Below are 17,745 nucleotides of genomic sequence, written 5' to 3' on the forward strand. Positions count from 1 at the left end.
TACCCTCACTAACGCAAAAATCGGTGAGTTAGCGCACCTTCTGGGGCTAACTAGGAATAAACCACAGAAATCTACTCTCTTTTTCAGCTCCTCTTTTCTTCGCATACTGACCCTGTCAGCAACAAGGAGGAAACACTATGCGATTCCAAATTCGATCAGCAAAAGACATGCCTACAATGGCAACCTATTTCCGAGAGCGCGTTGCGCATTCGGACAACAAGCTTGAAGTAATGGCTCTGGTAACAATGAACGATTTCTTCAACTGGTAAACGAACCTTAAGCAGAACTTAGCTCCTGATACTACCCCCCCAATTCGTTGTATCTTTAAGTTCTGCTTTCCTCTTCTAACTGTTTCTTTTTCTTGCCATTCATTATCTAGGTTACCAAAAGTTAACTAGTTGAAATGCCGTAAAACTGGGTCTACATTGAAGTCTCACCCCCTACACAATCGCTTTTTATTGAGAAGGGGCATCCATGGATATATACCACCAATTCGGGAGTCATTATGGCAACTTCAGTGAAACTTAAAGCGGGCAACAGCTTCCCTTCTCTTCAAGCAACCTTGCTAGATGGTTCAAGCGTGACGTTAGGTCAGCCGCAAGGTGATGCGACTTGGCAAGCCGTATTCGTTTATCGTGGTAAACACTGTCCTCTTTGTACCAAATACCTCAATGAGTTAGAGGGCTACAAACAAGCTTTTGCAGAAGCAGGCGTTGATATTCTTGCGGTTTCAGGCGATTCAAAAGAGCAGCTTGAGGGACATCTAGAGAAACTCGAAATCAGCTTCCCGATTGCTTACGGCCTAACCGAAGAACAAATGAAAACATTAGGTCTGTACATTTCACTGCCTCGTTCAGAGCAAGAAACTGACCATAACTTCGCAGAACCAGGTCTGTTTGTAGTGAATGAACACGGCAACTTGCACGTGGTGGATATTTCAAACAACCCGTTTGTTCGCCCTGAGCTTGGCGCGCTGTCACGTGGTTTGGCTTGGATTCGTAATCCAGACAACAACTACCCTATCCGTGGTACGTTGGACTACTAAGCGGATTACGCTCAATCAGTCCCAGACAACAATCAAACATAAAAAATGCCAGCGATATGCTGGCATTTTTATTCGCTCAAACCGTTAAGCGATGATGAGATACAAGAGACCGCGTTATTTACGCAACTCAATCTGGTGAGTCTCAGACCAAATTCGCAAATCATCAAGAATCTTAAGTGCGGTACGGCCGAACTCTGTTAGCTCATAGCTTACTGCAATTGGGCGATCGCTGATCACTTTGCGTACCACCATACCTTCCGCTTCTAGCTCTTTGAGGCGCTGGTCGATCATCTTTTTGCTTGCGCCGCCTAGCATGCGTGCTAGGTCATTGAAACGAACTGGGCCATCTTTCAAATGAAAAATCAAAGAGCCTTTCCATTTACCACCAATTAGACGCATCCCTTTCTCGATAGCACATGGCTCCGCACATACGTTCGCCACTGACTTACGACCTTTGCTATCTACACTGATTCTGCTTTCCACAATACACCTCAAGATACGCACCTAATCTAGGTAACGAAAAGTAAGCTAGATACATTTAGTGCTTTAGAGTAATAAAAACGTCACCTCGCCGCAAACAAATAAAAATGGACCGCATGCAGCAGTCCATCTCAATTCATCATTCAGTTCGCACTATGTTTCTAAAAGGATTAGAAGTTTTCGTTAATGTGCGCTTCGAAACGAACAAAATCGTTTTCGATATCTGCGTTCTTCATCACGTCGTAACACGCGAATGTAGGCAGTGCTGACATACCAAAGAAGCGGAAATTAGCGTGCATGTGGAACATCAAATCGTCCACGCCTTTACCTTGGAATAGATATTCGTTCTCATCATCAAACGATTCTTCTGGCGCGTTGAATGTCAGTGACAGCATGTATTTGCTGTTGGTTTGAGTGCCGCCTGTACCATAGTTTTTCTTTGGTTCTTCTGCGCTACGGCCATCGAATGCACACAGTGCGCCGCCCATACCCGCAGTAAACACGTCGTCCATGTATTTTTTGAATGACCAAGGCACAGACATCCAGTTGATTGGGCTTTGGATGATCACGCGATCAGCCCATTCAAAGTGTGCGAGTTGCTCATCTACGTTGATCTCATCTTGCATTGTCACAACGCGAACCTCATGGCCTTTTGCTTGCAGAAGCGTCTGTGCTTTGTCGACAAGAGAAGCGTTTAGACGACCTTCTGAGTATGGTGATGGTTCGTGTGCGTTGATGATCAGTACGTTGCTCATGGGATTACCTTTAAATAAGTTCACAAGATGACGCAATAACCATTGTGCGTCGGATGTGGTTTATTATGGTAACCTAGAAATATAGTGCAATTAGTTAACTTTTAGTAACCTACTTAATTTTTGATTATATCACTGTTTTTAAAAGAGATATTTTTTCAATTTTTTATTCATCGTTATTTCCCGATTAATTTTTTCATCGATTTGTTGCATCTTCCACAGAGCAGGCGTACACTTTATCGCAATTCGACGATTAACTATTAAGGCCAGCGAATGAGTGATAAGTGCAACGACACGTGCGAAGTTGTTTTTCAGACAACACAACAACAGCTCGAGAAAGAGCAAACTCTAGCAGCACAAGCAAAAGCTTTGTCACATCCAGCACGTTTGCGCATTCTGCATATCCTGCACACGCTCGATACCATGGGCGGTTGTTTGAACAGTGATTTGGTTTCTGAACTGGGTCTTGCGCAATCTACTGTTTCCGAGCACTTACGTATTCTAAAGCAAGCTGGCTTTATCAGCGCCGAGCCAAACCCACCTAAGGTGTGTTACCGCATTCAACGCGACGCGTTTGATCAGTTCAATCTAGGATTTTCCAAGTTATTTGATTAATTCCCTTTGCACGCTGGTCAGGCGTGCAGAGATAAACTATACCTTTAACTATCGTCTTTCGACGATAAACGAATAAGAGAACACTATGACTACTCAAGTTTTAAATAGTGCCAGCGACAAAATGAGCTTCTTGGACCGTTACCTAACGGTGTGGATTTTTGTTGCAATGGCAATCGGTGTAGGTATTGGCGCAGCATTCCCTCAAGTTGCTGAGTGGAACGAGTCAATGTCAGTTGGTAGCACAAACGTACCGCTAGCGATTGGTTTGATTTTGATGATGTACCCGCCACTCGCAAAGGTGAACTACAACCTGCTAGGTACAGTGACGAAAGACAAAAAAGCAATCACGCTGTCTTTGGTCATGAACTGGATTGTCGGCCCTATTTTGATGTTCATCCTTGCATTGACTTTCCTAGGTGATCATCCGGGTTACATGGTTGGTATCATTCTGATCGGTCTTGCTCGTTGTATTGCGATGGTGCTTGTCTGGAACGATATCGGTGGCGGTAACAAAGAATACGGCGCAGCCCTAGTTGCACTAAACAGCGCTTTCCAAATCGTGACTTACAGTGTGATGGCATGGTTGTTCATCACTGTGTTGCCACCAGTCTTTGGTTACGAAGGTTTCGTGGTTGATATCTCGATGATGGACATCGCGGAAAGCGTTCTGATTTACCTTGGTATCCCATTCCTAGCGGGCTTCCTAAGCCGTAAATGGCTGGTCGCTGCGAAAGGTGAACAATGGTACAACGACGTGTTCATACCACGCATTTCACCAATTACGCTTATCGCCCTGCTTGCGACCATCGTACTGATGTTCAGCTTGAAAGGTGAAATGATTCTTGAACTGCCAATGGATGTATTCCGTGTAGCAATTCCACTGGCTATCTACTTCGTGTTGATGTTCTTTGTCAGCTTCTTCGTTGGTAAGAAAATGGGCATCGACTACGACAAAAACGCATCGATTGCTTTCACGGCAACGGGCAACAACTTTGAATTGGCGATTGCGGTTTCTATCGCGGTGTTTGGCCTAAACTCAGACCAAGCTTTTGCTGGTGTCATTGGTCCACTGATCGAAGTGCCTGTATTGATTGCTTTGGTGAACGTAGCACTCAAAATGAAGAAGAAATACTACAAATAACCAAAGGTTATAGTGACTTGAAAGCGCCCGTCGTTAAAGCGATGGGCGCTTTTTTATATCCGCTCTAGGCATAGGCTTATTAACAAATTCCTATTTGCTAACTCAAAGTTTTGAACAATGTTTTAAATTAATCATTCACATAGGAGTTTGAGTATGAATTTAGAATATAAAAAACTGAAGTGGCATGCTGTTCTCAAGCTTTCACAACAGACAATTAAATACCTTGAAGAAGAAAACAGTACGAGTTGGAGTGACGTTGATAAAGTAAAAGCGAACGTCCACGCTGCAGAATTACTGCAACAGCTTTTGTCTGATTTGGCGATTGCAGATTCGAAAGCCCCCACTGCGTTGCACTCAGTTAAGCGCGCGTAAACGATTAAACGCGCACAAGCAATTTTTCGCTAGCGCTAACTGACCACAACCGTTTTGATGTAGTCACTCGGAGTCAATCCGAATTTGCCTTTAAAGCGTTGACTAAAACGCCCCTCGGATTGATAGCCGCAAGACTGAGCCAACAGCGCGACGTTGTAGTGGCCGTTCTGCATCAAATACAAGGCATGATTTAAGCGCACTTCCGCCAGCACTTCCCGATACTGAGTACCCTCTTGCTTGAGCTTGCGAATCATGGTCGCGCGGCTCATGGCAAAACGTTCAGCTACCAGTTCTAGTGGGTGTTCCTCTCCCGGAGAATGCGACAAATAACGGCTCAGCTTCTGGCTGAATGTTGTGTTCGCACTCGCAAACAAGTGATGCAACACGCCACGCTCAGCAAGTTGTTGATACACCCCCATTACCCAGAAGGTTTGGGTCTCTTTGCTCATGGTTTGTTGGTCAAACGAAAACAAAGCATTGAGCGTGTCTTCCAAGGCTTTATCGGCTTCTAATGTCGGCTTTTCTTCAGCCTTGTCAATGCTCGCGCTAAGTTCAAGCATTGCTTCTGACGGCAAGCAATGAAAGCTAAACATTCTAGAGAGAAACTTACCTTTTTGCGGTAAGTTCTCAAAACTCAATGATGCGGAAGCCTCACAAAGCAGCAACTCAGAATGGGAAAGATCCAGCGCCGATTCTTTCCAGAAAAGACGCTTACTACCTGTGATGATCTGAATGATACTTGGGGAATGGATCTTCACATTACGCAGTTTCTGTAACTGCTCGGCACGAAACAACGTGACTCGATATTGATGGCTCATCTATTCCCCTCGTTTTCTATCATCTACCCATTACGGTTTAACGTGTGTACGTCGCCGTAAGTTTAGCTTTGTCTAGTGCCATGCTGTTAAGCGTAAAACCAACCACAGCAGCCGGCGTGTTTTCATCTAGGTTTAGTTTCTCTGTTGGCAATGCCCAAACCGTAAATTGGTAGCGGTGCATGCCGTCTGCTTCTGGTGGGCAAACGCCACCAAAACCAACTGTTCCGTAGTCAATACGCGACTCTTTACCGCCCAATTTTTCAATGTTCACTGCGCGAGGCAGTTCGCTTACTGAATCTGGAATGTTAAACGCAACCCAGTGCCAGAAACCACTGCCAGTAGGTGCGTCCGGATCGTACGCAGTAATGGCAAAGCTCTTAGTTCCTGCTGGCGCATCCTTCCACATCAATTGTGGAGATTGGTTGCCGCCATTACAGCCCCAGCTGTTGTATTCGAAGGTCTTCGCCATAGGATGACCTTCTTGGATGTCTTTACTGGTTAACTCAAATGCTTGTGCTGAACCCACTGCCAATAAGCTTAATGCCAAAACCGATGTAGTGATTGCTTTCATGATGATGCTCCTATTTCTTAAGTTCGGAATAAGTGTATGTCCCAAAAGAAACAGCAACCAATCATTAAGTATCAACAACATTCATTTTAAGCCAATCAGTGATACTTTTCGTAATATTTTTAAATTCGTGCTTATCGACGACTTATTTGGTTTATGCTGATTAGCCCAAAAGCAAACAAGGAAGCGTAAATGGAACTGGATATCTACGTGGTGGACGCCTTCACCGATACGCAATTCAAAGGCAACTCTGCAGCAGTGGTACCGTTAGAGGAATGGCTTGCTCCAGAGTTGATGCAAAACATCGCGGCAGAAAACAACTTGTCGGAAACGGCTTTTCTAAAATCCATTGGCGCAAACCGATATGAGATTCGTTGGTTCTCTCCTATAACTGAAATCGACTTTTGCGGACACGCCACACTGGCCTCGTCGTTAGTTCTGTTTGATGAGCTTGGCATGAGTGGCACGATTGAGTTCCATACTCAAGAAGTAGGAACGCTCACCGTAGAAAAGAATGCGCAAGGTAAGATTGAAATGACGTTCCCTGCTCGTCCTCCAAAAGCCGTTTCTGATATTCCCTCGGCATTAATTGAAGGCTTAAGTTGCGATGTGGAACGCGTACTGCTTAGCCCCCAAGCTTACTTTGTGGTGGTCGACAGCCAGCAGGAGGTACTTGAGGTTCAATACCGTTCTGAGCACCTCAAGACACTCGCCCCTCATGATGTGGTCGTTACTGCGAAAGGCGATCAACAAGACTTTGTATCGCGTTACTTTTGGCCTGCAAATGGTGGCGATGAAGACCCCGTAACCGGCTCGATTCACGCTGGATTAGCACCGTTCTGGGCAGAAGAATTAGGCAAAACATCACTGGTCGCTTACCAAACTTCTCAACGCGGAGGCATTTTGCACTGTGAAGTTATTGGCGAACAAGTAAGAGTATCTGGCGACGGCGTGCTCTACATGAAAGGAAAGATTTTTGTGTAGACCTTTAGCTTGTCTTTAGCATTAGCCCAATGGAACAAAGCCCAGCGTTATTGAGCTATATAACGCTGGGCTTGAGGATAACGCTGGACTTGATGGTTTGAGTAGAGTGATGTCGAACTACTGGAACTTCTCACCCGCAGCAGCAACGAACGCCATTTCTACCAACAGTTCAGGATTTGCCAATTCAACTTTGACGCATGCACGGCTTGGTGCACAGCCCTCAGGGAACCACGCATCCCATACTTCGTTAAGGGCATCGAAGTTAGCAAAATCCGTCACGTAAATCGTCACAGATAAGATGCGCGACTTGTCGCTATCAACACTGGCTAGCATTTGCTCGGCTTGGTCGAAAATCTGTTGTACTTGCCCTTTCATATCCGCAGTAGTGTCAGCTTCTGCCACCTCAACAAAGTTGGCAATACCGTTGAACACCGTTACATCAGACCAACGTTTGCATGGATTAATACGATGAATTGTCATGTTATTTCTCTTAATTACGGCTTCTCAACCAAACACACAGGCGCACCGATGTCGCACGAATATCCGGTTGGAGTGATAGCGCCAGTTTCCGGATTCCTGTGAAAGCTAGCGACATTATGTGAATGTTGATTGGCAACGAGCATCCACTGCCCGTCACGGGATAAAACAAAATCTCTTGGGAACGCGCCACCACAATCGGACGCCGCAATTTGAACCGGAGTATTGCTCGTTACATCAAATGTACTGATCAGATTTTGCGCGCGGCATGAGACATAGACAAAGCGCTCATCCGCAGAGAGGCGAATCGCAGACGCCGCTTCTTTGTTCTCTTCATCGGCTAGCAGTTTAACTTGCTGAGTCAGATTCCATTGTCCGTTTTGCTTGCGAAGTACCACCAGAGTTTCAGACAATTCGCAAACAACGTACGCGACAGACTCATCACGATTGAAGACCAAATGACGAGGCCCAGAACCAGCAGGCATAGCGATGCTTTGAGAAAGTGAAAACTTAACTGTCTTACCGTCATTGTCGTAGTCATAGAAATGAACACAGTCTGTGCCTAAATCGACCGCAGCCAATTGAGCGGAGTGTTTTAGAAAAGTGACTTGGTGGGCATGAGGGGAAGTTTGACGGTCAATATTCGGCCCATTGCCTTCTACATACAATTCTGCAATAGATTTCAATGGCTTACCTTGTTCATCAAGTTGGTAAACACTTACATTGCCGGAACCGTAGTTTGCAACAGCAATTAGCGGCTCTTTAATGTCGATATGGCAAGGGTAGTCACCTTCAATTGGCAATCCATAGCTGTCTATTTTTTCAGCAAATATCAGCTCTGCACCTTCTAAGCGATCGACTTCATTAAAGGTATATAAACCCTCTCCTTTGAGCGCAAGGTAAGAAGGGTTACGAATCGTTTTTACTGCGTCTGGAACAAGTTCATTAATGAGCGTTAATGCGCCAGTAGCAGTATCGAGAGAAACACACGCAATGCCCTGACTTTGGCTTGGTGAATCGGTATAGGTGCCTACATAAAAATGTAAGTGACCATTTACTATCATGGGAAACCTTTAGGAGATAAAAGAGTGCTTAACCGATAAGATGCCGCCTGCGTTACCAGACGGCAATCCCTTTTAGTTATCAATCGGTTAAAGTGTGAAGCAACTGCTCGGTTGGTACTACGATGGCGACAATCGTTTCATCAAAAATACTCGCATTTTCATCGATAGTGCGTTGATACGCTTCAGCGTCAGATTGGCTAATGTCACTGCCCTGCTTGGCGAGCTCAATCAAGGTTAAACCTAAATCGGCAACTTTGATTGCGGCATCTGCAACTGGCACCGTTTCTACCGACGCCACGTTTGCAGCGAAAATAGGTTTGGCTTGCTGCGCCGCTAACTTAACGCTTTGATAATGCATCGCCAACGCATCCAAGGCTGCTGTATCACCTTGAGCATAAGCCGCGACCAAATCTTGCATCTCATACACTGCTAGGCTTTCTACTGGCAGTGCATCCGCGAAGCGGTTTAGTCGCTCATACTGATTGTATAAATCGCCTTCGTTTGGCGTAGAAATCCACTTCTCCCAATGACGAGCGTAATATTGAGCCGGCTCGATGTACTTCGCTAACGTTTGTAGCGGCGTTTCGCCCGCACCATTGGCAAGACGTTTTAGCATCATATTAGCATCGGCGTGATGGCGTAGACCAAGCGAGATCTCAGACCATGTATCCATCACCTTCATGCGCTTGTACATGCTACGCTCATCGGTCAGTTCTTGACTCGACCATAGACGCTCTGCAATCGCGTAGCTTCGTGGCCATAAGCGTTGCTCGATGGTCATTGAATCGAGGTTCTCACCCCAAATGGTGATTTCTCCGCCTAAGATCAAATGCTGTTCTTTCTCGGTCAGTTCAGCTGGATAGCCGCCATTCGGCTCAGGAATGACACTCCCTGCCATATCACTGCTCGCGACCAATTCTCCAGTCGCAGGCCAACGCACATTACCAATCAATTGGTAACTGGTGTCTTTCAACTTGCCGTTTGCAAAGTCATAGTTGAATTCGGTGTAAGACATAAAGTTATCGAAGTGGCCTTTAAACTTCACACCTGGCACATACTCGATGATGAACACTTCTTCGCGAGACTTACCGTTGTAATCGGTAAACGCACGGTAACTGCCGTCTGTCGCTTCAATAATGGTCAGATTACCTGTACGTGGACCACCTTTGTTGCGCGGTTTCACCCAATCATAAGTCGCGAATTTCTCACCTTGATGAAGTTGATCATCAACGGTGATTCCTTTCGGTATTGGGTCATTGCGATAGTGGTAACTGGTTGGCTGCGGTTGGTCTAAGTAATAGCCAGTTGAGAGAATGCCTTGGTAGCCCTCTTTTGCCGCACGACCGATACTGTCGTGCCCTTGCCAGCTTTGAATCACAATCGAGGTTGGAAGGTCTTTGTGCCAGATTTCATCCCAGCCAGTCATCTTCTTGCCGCGCTGTTCCAGCATCTGTTCAACCTTGGTGTTCAGATACGATTGCAGACCACGCTCACCATCCAGATTGTTGTCTTTGATGAATTGCTGAATCTTCGGGTTGTCTTTCCACTGTTGGTAATTTGGTTCATCGCCGCCGATATGGAAATACTCATCAGGGAAAAGCTCAACCACTTCGTCAAACACGCTCGCCAGCATCTTATAGAGTTCGGGATTGGTCGGGTCCATTAACGGCTCAAACACACCCCAGCCACGTTGATGCGGATAAGATTGCTCACCCATACCAGACATTAATTCAGGGTAAGCGTGCGCCACTGCCGAAGCATGTCCCGGCAAAGAGATTTCAGGGATAACTCGAATGCCAAGGTTACGCGCGTAATTCACCACATAGCGGATTTCATCTTTGGTGTAGTAATCACCATCTGCGGTGTTTTGCCAAAGCTTTTGGTAATTATCGAGCTGGATACGAATCGCTTGGTCATCCCAAATATGCCAATGGAAAACGTTCATTTTTGCTGATGCCATAGCATCGAGTTGGCGAAGAATCACATCAAGTTCGATAAAGTGACGGGAAGTGTCGTAAGAAACGCCACGCCAAGGAAAGCGAGGTTCATCTTGAATCGACACCGCAGGCACAAAATAGCCAGTCGCGTCCGTAGTCACCAGCTGCAAGAAGGTTTCTAAACCATGGAAAGCACCGTAAGGGCGTTCGGAGCGAATGATGATCTGACCATTACGCGATTCAAGTTGGTACGATTCATCGCTGTTAATATCTTGCACCTCGGACTTAGGCGCATTACGAATATCAATCACCAAGGTCGCGTCTTTTTCCGACTCGGCATGCCAGTTCAACATTGGTAAGCCAGTTTGACGATATAGACGGTCCATGGTGCGCTTGGCGCTGAACTGCACGCGCGGTGAGTCGTAGCCTTTGATGTAAATGCTGAAGGATTTATCCAGTGTGATTTTACCCTGCCCCAACTCTACATTTTGTGGGTAAGGCATTAGGTTAAGATCGGTGTTGGGAGTCATCGCCATCGCTGCCGTTGGAATTGTGATTAAGCCTGAAATGAGTAGTGCTAATGTACCTTTGTTCATCCGCGCCATCCTGTCGTTGTTATTATTGTTCAACCCAAGTCACGCTATTTAATGGGGTCTCGTGACTTGGGTATGAGAGCTCTGTTTGAGTTACGCGACCAGCTCTACTGCTTCACGAACCAGCTTGCCAATTTCGTCCCACTGCTCGTTTTCAATTAAGCTCGGTGCAACCATCCAAGTGCCACCGCAACACACCACACGGTCGATGGCTAGGTAATCATTGACGTTGCTTTTACCGATACCGCCTGTCGGCATCAGACTCACATCAACGTATGGAGCCAGTAGCGACTTTACCATCGCGATACCACCGCTCGCTTCTGCCGGGAAGAATTTGAGGAAGTTCAAACCCAGCTCAAGTGCTTGCTCAACCTGACTTGGGTTATTCACGCCCGGTACGATTGGCATGTTGATTTCTTGGCAGCGACGTACGGTATTTGGGTTCAACCCCGGCGCGACAATAAACTCTGCACCCGCGTCTTTTGCTTGGGTAATTTGCTCTGGCGTCAGTACCGTGCCAGCACCGATGCACATTTGCGGGTAAGCATCGCGCATGGCTTTAATCGCATCGGCAGCCGCTTCTGTTCGAAACGTTACTTCTGCGACTGGCAAACCGTTTTCTACTAACACTTTCGCCAGTGGAATCGCGTGCTCAACCTTATTGATTTGAATAACAGGAATAACTTTGAATTGCTGAAGTTGCTGAATCATTGCTTGGGACATAATACGTTCTCGGAAATTATCGAATTAGATGAGTCATGGCGTCGTTTGGAATGATCGCGCCAGGATATTGAATAACGGTTGCCGCTAGTGCGTGACCGAGTTGGGCAGATTGCTCGCAACTTTGTTCGGTCAATCTGCCAGCAAGGTAACCAGCAGCAAATGAATCGCCAGCGGCACAAGTGTCGATCACTTTGATGACCTTCTCGGCGGCTACGTAAGCGGTTTGCTTGTCATCACCATGCGACCAAACCAATTTGCAAGGCTCACAGCCACGTTTAATCACGATTTCTTGGCAACCGAAGCGAAGGCAGCGCTGCTCGGCACTTTCCTCTTCACCCCATACCAAGACATCATCGTCTTCAGTGATAAGTGCAATGTCGACCAATGGCAGAATTTGGCTGTACCAATGCTTTGCCTCTTGTGCAGACCAAAGTTGAGGACGGAAGTTATTATCGAAGATAACCTTGCCTCCAGCTTGTGAGAACTGGCTTAACGCCTTTTTAAGCCTTACTTTGCTATCGTCATTTAGAATCGCAATGCTGATGCCACTCAGATAGAGATAATGCAGCTCTCGGTTCGCAATCGCGGCTTCTAATTTGTTGAGCGAAGAGCTAGAGAAGTAGCTTTTAACGGCTGCACTGTCACGCCAATAAAGAAAGCTGCGTTCGCCTTCTTGGTCGGTCTGCACCATGTACAAATCCGGAAGCTGAGCTGGGAATATTTCGACAAGGTCAGTCGCAATGCCCTCTTGTTGCCAGTTTTCCAGAAGCTCTTGAGAAAGTACGTCTTCCCCAAGACCGGTCGCGTAGGACACTTGGACAGGCTGCTGAGCCGTTAGTCGAGAGAGGTAAAGTGCGGTATTGAGCGTGTCGCCACCAAAGCCTTTGCGAATTGGGTCGCCGCTCAGTTCAATCATGCATTCGCCAAAGAAAGCAATTTTAGTCTGGGATGAATCGGTCATCGTTCACCTACTTTGGATAAATTTAGAATGGTGGCTCGGGGGAGCCACCAGTTTGTCAGGAGCTTATGAGCGAGTTTCTGTTCGAGCCGAAACTCTTTGTTGCTAAGCGTTTTGATTTGCTGTTGTGCGGTTTTTTAATGAAACATCTTCTTCTAGAACACCATCGTCAGACAGTTCCATTTCCATCAGAGCACGCTCATCATCAAGGATTGCTCGTGCCATTTCTGGTGACACTTGGTTAGCTGGAGTCACTAGGCTCACTGCCACACCAGCAGTTAGAGCAAACAAACAAGATGGAATGACTGGGTTGCCCCAGAAAGCGGTTAGGTCTGGGCTCAGCATTACTGCAAATGAAGCAATAGACGCACCTGCCAATGTAGCCAATGCACCTTGCCAGTTGTAACGCTTCCAGAAGCGACCCAACATACCGCACACGAACATGCCAGACATAACTGTCGAGATCATCTTAGTGATGTAGCCGATGATGTCGTTAGAGGTTAGCGCGAACAGCAATGCACAACCGATCACCACAACCAAAGCCAAGCGAGAGTAATTCAACATGGATTCTTTGTTTGGCACGCGACCGGTGAACATGACGTAAACATCACGCAGTAGGATAGACACGCCCGCAATCGCATCGGAACTTGCACTCGACATGGTTGCCGATAGACCTGCAATAAGAACGATAAGACCAACGCCTACTGGCAATACCGTTGCCGCGATGTATGGGAAAGCAAAGTTTGCATTATTCAGCTCGGGGTCAATCGCATGCGCTGCCATACCAATGACTGCAGGAATGATAGAGAAGAACAAGTACAGCACACCAGAAGCCACGAACGAACGGCGGATGGTTGATACATCTTTGCCTGAGTAGATGCGTTGGCGGAATGAAGGCGTTGCAAGTACACCCACACCAATCACAACAGCAAGAGAAACCGCTGGGATTAAACCAAGCTTATCAATCGCAAGGAAGCTAACCGCTTCTGGGTCCATGGCAGAGTAAAGGTTGTCTAAGCCGCCAATGTGCTGCACTGACAGTACCGCCATTAGGATGAAGCCAACAAACAAGATGATCGCTTGAATGGTGTCCGTCCAAACTACCGCAGTGTAGCCGCCAATAACCACGTAAATAGTAAACGCTGCTGCGATAATCATCTTCGCAGTGCTCAGCTCAATATCGGCAATCCATGCTAGGTACATACCACCACCAAGGATGTGTGCACCCAACCAGCCAATAGAAGCGATAAAGATAAGCAGACCAACCACGTTCTTCACGATGCGGTTTGCGCCTACGTAATATGCGAGCTCTTCACTCATGGTCATAAAGTTGAGTTTACGAACTGGCGCGAACCACAGTGCCAATAACAAGATACCAATTGCGCCGCCAATGCCGTACAGCGCACCAGCCCAACCGTTTGAGTAACCAAAGCCAACCGCGCCCATACTAGAGCCCGTGCCAACCATGGTTGCTACCGTGGTACCTAATACGAGGAACAGAGGTAAGCCTCGACCACCGAGTAGAAAGTCTTCACCTGATTTTTGATTGCGAGAGACAAACCATCCCAACCAAATTAAAAATAAGACATACGCACCGAAGCCGGTAAGAAAAAGTGTACTGTTCATTGAACACCTCTCATATCAAAATCCATCTTTCAGATTGATATAATTCCAGCAGCAAGTATTAGATTTTATTCCAGAAATTATCTAATTTTATTTTTATAGCTTTTGCTAAATATATTAGGCACTACTGCTTTATGAAATTATATTTATGTAGGGAGTGAGAGTGCCAAAAAGATAATAACAGGAAAGTAATTATTTCCGGCACTCTATTTTATTTAATTAGGTAAAGTGTGATTTCTATCGGCGATCTTCGCGGTAGCAAGTCACATCGACTTCAACTTTCACGTCCACCACGAGATCACACACCATGCAAATACGTGCAGGTGGGTGGTCACCAAAGAACTCTCTGAACACTTTATTGAACGATTGGAAATAACGAGAATCCGTTAGTACCACTTTTACGTGTACCACGTCAGCTAGTGTGTAGCCTGCTTCTTCCATGATGTCGACACAGTTTTGAATCGCTAGGCGAGACTGATCAACGATACCACCTTCTACCACTTCGCCGTCAGTCATTGGTGTTTGACCCGATACGTATAAGAAGCCGCCCGCTTCTGTTGCACGTGCAAATGGTAAATGTTGACCGCCAGTACCTACGCCGCCTTCTACACCATAACGTTTAATTGACATAATATTCTCCAGTGATAATGCTTAATCTATAAAATTAATTAATTTAATCAGTTATTGATGGGTATTATTTCTATAAATAAATACGCCATTTCTATTTTCGGTGACTTTATCTTTTAAATAAGATAGTTCGCCATTTACAAATACAGATTCAATACCTTGCGCGACGGAAATTGGATTTTCGAACGTTGCAGTATCTTTAATTGTATTTGGGTTAAATAAAACCAAGTCTGCGTAAGCGCCTGTTTTTATTTCCCCACGATCTTTCAATTGGTAGCGTGTTGCTGACATCCCCGTCATCTTGTGAATCGCTTCTGCCAATGGGAAAAGCTGTTCTTCACGACAGTAATGCCCCAAAACTTTCGGGAATGTGCCCCACAAACGTGGATGTGGATGCGGGTCATTTGGTAATCCATCCGAGCCCACCATGGTCAACTTATACTTAAGGACACGTTTGACGTCGTTTTCATCCATGCAGTGATAAACCGCGCCCGCAGGTTGCAACGCTTTTGCTGCTTCCATAAGAGGCAGTTGCATCTCGTCAGCAATGTCTTTCAGCATCTTGCCAGCGTGTTCAGGTTTACTTTCAGACCAAGTGATGAAGATGTCGATTTCATCCGTCACCTGTTTTAAATCCAGCGTTGAAGAACTGGCAGAATATGGGTAGCAATCGCAAGACACGTCTTGATGCTCAGAAACCTTATCCATCAAATCCAGCACTTCTACCGTGCGTCCCCAGTTGCCTGCACCTGCGCATTTCAGATGAGAAATCACCACTGGCACTTTGGCGTACTGCCCAGTTTCAAAGGCTTCTTCCATTGCGCTGATGATTTCTTCAAACTCGGTACGCATGTGTGTGGTGTAGATACCACCGTGATGGCCAAGAATTTCCGCTAGGCGCATGACTTCATCCGCGTTCGCTTGCTTGGCACTCGCATAAGCAAGACCCGAGCTCAAACCCAATGCGCCCTCTTCCATCGCTTGTGCCAGTGTTTGGCGCATTTGCTCGATTTCTTCATCGGTAGCCGTGCGCAGTAAGTCGTCCATCACGTTGTTACGTAAAGTGGTGTGACCGACTAACGCAGCTACGTTGACCGCAGGGTTCGCCGCTTGTACCGCCTTCGCATACTCCGCAAAGGTTGGGTATTTGAAATCTTCCTGCTTGCCCAATAGGTTCATTGGGTCCGGCGGAGTATCACTGAGTACCGCAGGGCTCGCGCTAATTCCGCAATTGCCTACGATTACCGTCGTCACGCCTTGGCTGATCTTTGGCAAGCAGTCAGGGTAACGAATCACATTGGTGTCATCGTGCGTGTGCACATCAATAAATCCCGGAGCCAACGCAAGACCCTGACCGTTGACAACTTTCTTTGCAGAAAGCTCGTCTAGCTGCCCTACTTGCTCAATACGATCTTGACGAATCGCAACATCAGCAATGAATGGTGCTGCACCCGTACCGTCAAATACCTCTACGCTTTTGATAATGGTATCGAACAACATACTTCACTCTCTTCGTCCGTCGTTAACATGATTCCATCTTAATAATTCTTGAAATTTAAACAGTGAAGAAACACACAAAAAACTCAGATTTGTTTGATACTTTCTAACATATTATTTATGGTAGTTAGCAACAAACAATTAATATCAATCACTTAGACCATGTTAGAAGTAGGTACGCCATGAAAGACAATCGCCAAAAGTGTGATAAAAACTATCATAATGAGTGTGTTACCACGCCAGGTTACGGAGAGAAAGCTCAACCTGTTGCGTGTAATTCCGATGGGTTACACAGTTTGATCCATGAAGAGATCACCTTGCCCGCTGCGGTGATCAAATCTTCTTCATTGAAGAACAACCTCGATTGGATGCAGCGTTTTGCCAATCAGCACAAAGTGAAGTTGTCACCGCACGGTAAAACCACCATGACTCCCGCTTTCTTTCAGCAGCAATTAGAAAACGGCGCTTGGGGCATTACCGTCGCAACGCCAGCTCAGGCAGAGATTGCGGCGCTAGGCGGAGCGAAAAACATCATCATGGCGAACCAACTAGTCGGGCGCGCTAACATGACCATCATCGCCAACTTGATTGAAACCCATGGAATCAACTTCTATTGCTGTGTGGATTCAAGCCGAAACGTCAAAGCGCTAGAGCGTGCCTTCGCTGAACATCAATTGCCGCTTAATGTACTGATTGAGTTTGGTGTCGAAGGCGGTCGCTGTGGATGCCGTAATCAACAAGATGTGGTTGAGCTCGCCACACTCATCCACCAGCAACCTCACCTTACACTCAAAGGTATCGAGGTTTACGAAGGTGTCATTCATGGTGACAATGCTGAGCAGGACATCCGTGACTTCCTCAACACCACATTAGAAATCGCAGCCCAACTACAAAGCGACAAGTTGATTGAGTCTAAACCTCTTGTTACTGGCGCAGGCTCTGCTTGGTATGACGTGGTTTCTGAATGCTTCGCCAACCTAGAAGATTTTGACGCCATCATTCGCCCAGGTTGTTACGCAATTCATGACACAGGCATTTACCTAGACGCACAAAACAAAGTCATGCAGCGTGCTGAAAACAACCAAGGTGCGGCATGTGATTTAGGTGGTGACTTGGAATCGGCACTAGAGCTTTGGGCGTATGTGATTTCTCGCCCTGAGCCAACCAAGCTAGTTGCCGGCTTTGGCAAACGTGACGTGGCGTTTGATGCCGGGTTACCAATCCCCGAGCGCGCTTACCGCGATGGTGAGTCAATCTCTATTGAAAGTGCGGTAACGACCGCGGTGATGGATCAGCACGCGTTCATCGAAGTAGACGCAAACAGCGACCTTCAAGTGGGTGATATGATTGCCTTCTCAACCTCTCATCCATGTTTAACGTTTGATAAGTGGCGTGCCGTGGCGGTTTGTGATGATGAGTATCAAGTCACTCATTGGGTTAAAACCCGTTTCTGATGATGAGCTTAGTGAGG

General features: G+C 46.4%; 19 protein-coding genes. 7 read left to right on the forward strand and 12 right to left on the reverse strand.

Annotation, left to right across the window (positions count from 1 at the left end):
- The first annotated feature begins 137 nt into the window (after nt 1-137).
- Nucleotides 138-269 (forward strand): hypothetical protein, encoded by a 132-nt coding sequence (locus VCHENC03_RS28115; RefSeq protein ID WP_009706196.1) that lies wholly within the window; start codon nt 138-140, stop codon nt 267-269.
- 236 nt (nt 270-505) lie between these two features.
- A complete protein-coding gene (locus VCHENC03_RS12100; RefSeq protein ID WP_009706197.1) occupies nt 506-1,045 on the forward strand; it encodes a redoxin domain-containing protein in 540 nt (179 codons plus the stop codon).
- Nucleotides 1,046-1,159: 114 nt separating this feature from the next.
- Here VCHENC03_RS12100 and VCHENC03_RS12095 read toward each other — a convergent pair whose 3' ends face one another.
- Both VCHENC03_RS12095 and VCHENC03_RS12090 read right to left on the reverse strand, forming a co-directional pair.
- Nucleotides 1,160-1,528 carry a winged helix-turn-helix transcriptional regulator gene (locus VCHENC03_RS12095; protein ID WP_005435493.1) on the reverse strand — a complete coding sequence of 123 codons (369 nt, stop codon included), beginning with the start codon at nt 1,526-1,528 and terminating at the stop codon, nt 1,160-1,162.
- A gap of 167 nt (nt 1,529-1,695) precedes the next feature.
- Nucleotides 1,696-2,280 carry an NAD(P)H-dependent oxidoreductase gene (locus tag VCHENC03_RS12090; RefSeq protein ID WP_005375454.1) on the reverse strand — a complete coding sequence of 195 codons (585 nt, stop codon included), beginning with the start codon at nt 2,278-2,280 and terminating at the stop codon, nt 1,696-1,698.
- A 270-nt stretch (nt 2,281-2,550) separates the two neighbouring features.
- Between VCHENC03_RS12090 and VCHENC03_RS12085 the strand changes: the two genes are divergently transcribed.
- The 3 genes from VCHENC03_RS12085 (at nt 2,551) to VCHENC03_RS12075 (ending at nt 4,405) form a co-directional block, all read left to right on the forward strand.
- Entirely contained in the window at nt 2,551-2,892 is a 342-nt protein-coding gene (locus VCHENC03_RS12085) for an ArsR/SmtB family transcription factor (protein WP_009706198.1), read from the forward strand.
- Nucleotides 2,893-2,977: 85 nt separating this feature from the next.
- On the forward strand, nt 2,978-4,033 hold the full coding sequence (gene arsB, locus VCHENC03_RS12080) for an ACR3 family arsenite efflux transporter (protein ID WP_005435488.1): 1,056 nt from the start codon (nt 2,978-2,980) through the stop codon (nt 4,031-4,033).
- 153 nt (nt 4,034-4,186) lie between these two features.
- Nucleotides 4,187-4,405: a hypothetical protein gene (locus VCHENC03_RS12075; protein WP_005435487.1), complete on the forward strand. Its 219-nt coding sequence runs from the start codon at nt 4,187-4,189 to the stop codon at nt 4,403-4,405.
- A gap of 35 nt (nt 4,406-4,440) precedes the next feature.
- Here VCHENC03_RS12075 and VCHENC03_RS12070 read toward each other — a convergent pair whose 3' ends face one another.
- Together VCHENC03_RS12070 and VCHENC03_RS12065 are read right to left on the reverse strand one after the other, a co-directional pair.
- Nucleotides 4,441-5,223 (reverse strand): helix-turn-helix transcriptional regulator, encoded by a 783-nt coding sequence (locus VCHENC03_RS12070; protein WP_009706199.1) that lies wholly within the window; start codon nt 5,221-5,223, stop codon nt 4,441-4,443.
- A 37-nt stretch (nt 5,224-5,260) separates the two neighbouring features.
- A complete protein-coding gene (locus VCHENC03_RS12065) occupies nt 5,261-5,794 on the reverse strand; it encodes a YbhB/YbcL family Raf kinase inhibitor-like protein (RefSeq protein ID WP_009706200.1) in 534 nt (177 codons plus the stop codon).
- A gap of 189 nt (nt 5,795-5,983) precedes the next feature.
- Here VCHENC03_RS12065 and VCHENC03_RS12060 point away from each other — a divergent pair, with 189 nt between their 5' ends.
- The gene (locus tag VCHENC03_RS12060; protein WP_009706201.1) at nt 5,984-6,775 is read left to right on the forward strand and encodes a PhzF family phenazine biosynthesis protein; all 792 of its coding nucleotides are present in this window, start codon (nt 5,984-5,986) and stop codon (nt 6,773-6,775) included.
- Between the two features lie 117 nt (nt 6,776-6,892).
- Here VCHENC03_RS12060 and VCHENC03_RS12055 read toward each other — a convergent pair whose 3' ends face one another.
- From VCHENC03_RS12055 to VCHENC03_RS12020, 8 genes are all read right to left on the reverse strand, one after another.
- A complete protein-coding gene (locus VCHENC03_RS12055) occupies nt 6,893-7,255 on the reverse strand; it encodes a RidA family protein (RefSeq protein ID WP_005534602.1) in 363 nt (120 codons plus the stop codon).
- A gap of 14 nt (nt 7,256-7,269) precedes the next feature.
- Nucleotides 7,270-8,316, reverse strand: coding sequence for a lactonase family protein (locus VCHENC03_RS12050; protein ID WP_009706202.1), 1,047 nt, complete (start codon nt 8,314-8,316; stop codon nt 7,270-7,272).
- A gap of 79 nt (nt 8,317-8,395) precedes the next feature.
- Entirely contained in the window at nt 8,396-10,849 is a 2,454-nt protein-coding gene (locus VCHENC03_RS12045; protein ID WP_009706203.1) for a family 20 glycosylhydrolase, read from the reverse strand.
- A 90-nt stretch (nt 10,850-10,939) separates the two neighbouring features.
- Nucleotides 10,940-11,569 (reverse strand): bifunctional 4-hydroxy-2-oxoglutarate aldolase/2-dehydro-3-deoxy-phosphogluconate aldolase, encoded by a 630-nt coding sequence (locus tag VCHENC03_RS12040; protein WP_009706204.1) that lies wholly within the window; start codon nt 11,567-11,569, stop codon nt 10,940-10,942.
- A gap of 16 nt (nt 11,570-11,585) precedes the next feature.
- Entirely contained in the window at nt 11,586-12,530 is a 945-nt protein-coding gene (locus VCHENC03_RS12035; protein WP_009706205.1) for a sugar kinase, read from the reverse strand.
- A gap of 102 nt (nt 12,531-12,632) precedes the next feature.
- On the reverse strand, nt 12,633-14,153 hold the full coding sequence (locus VCHENC03_RS12030; protein ID WP_009706206.1) for a sodium:solute symporter family protein: 1,521 nt from the start codon (nt 14,151-14,153) through the stop codon (nt 12,633-12,635).
- Between the two features lie 234 nt (nt 14,154-14,387).
- Nucleotides 14,388-14,780 carry a RidA family protein gene (locus VCHENC03_RS12025; RefSeq protein ID WP_005425100.1) on the reverse strand — a complete coding sequence of 131 codons (393 nt, stop codon included), beginning with the start codon at nt 14,778-14,780 and terminating at the stop codon, nt 14,388-14,390.
- A 51-nt stretch (nt 14,781-14,831) separates the two neighbouring features.
- Entirely contained in the window at nt 14,832-16,277 is a 1,446-nt protein-coding gene (locus tag VCHENC03_RS12020) for an N-acyl-D-amino-acid deacylase family protein (protein ID WP_009706207.1), read from the reverse strand.
- Nucleotides 16,278-16,456: 179 nt separating this feature from the next.
- On the opposite strand from VCHENC03_RS12020, the gene VCHENC03_RS12015 reads away from it, so the two are divergent.
- Nucleotides 16,457-17,728 carry an amino acid deaminase gene (locus VCHENC03_RS12015; protein ID WP_009706208.1) on the forward strand — a complete coding sequence of 424 codons (1,272 nt, stop codon included), beginning with the start codon at nt 16,457-16,459 and terminating at the stop codon, nt 17,726-17,728.
- Nucleotides 17,729-17,745: the final 17 nt, after the last annotated feature.

The sequence above is a fragment of the Vibrio sp. HENC-03 genome, from assembly GCF_000305755.2.
Lineage (GTDB): Bacteria > Pseudomonadota > Gammaproteobacteria > Enterobacterales > Vibrionaceae > Vibrio > Vibrio owensii.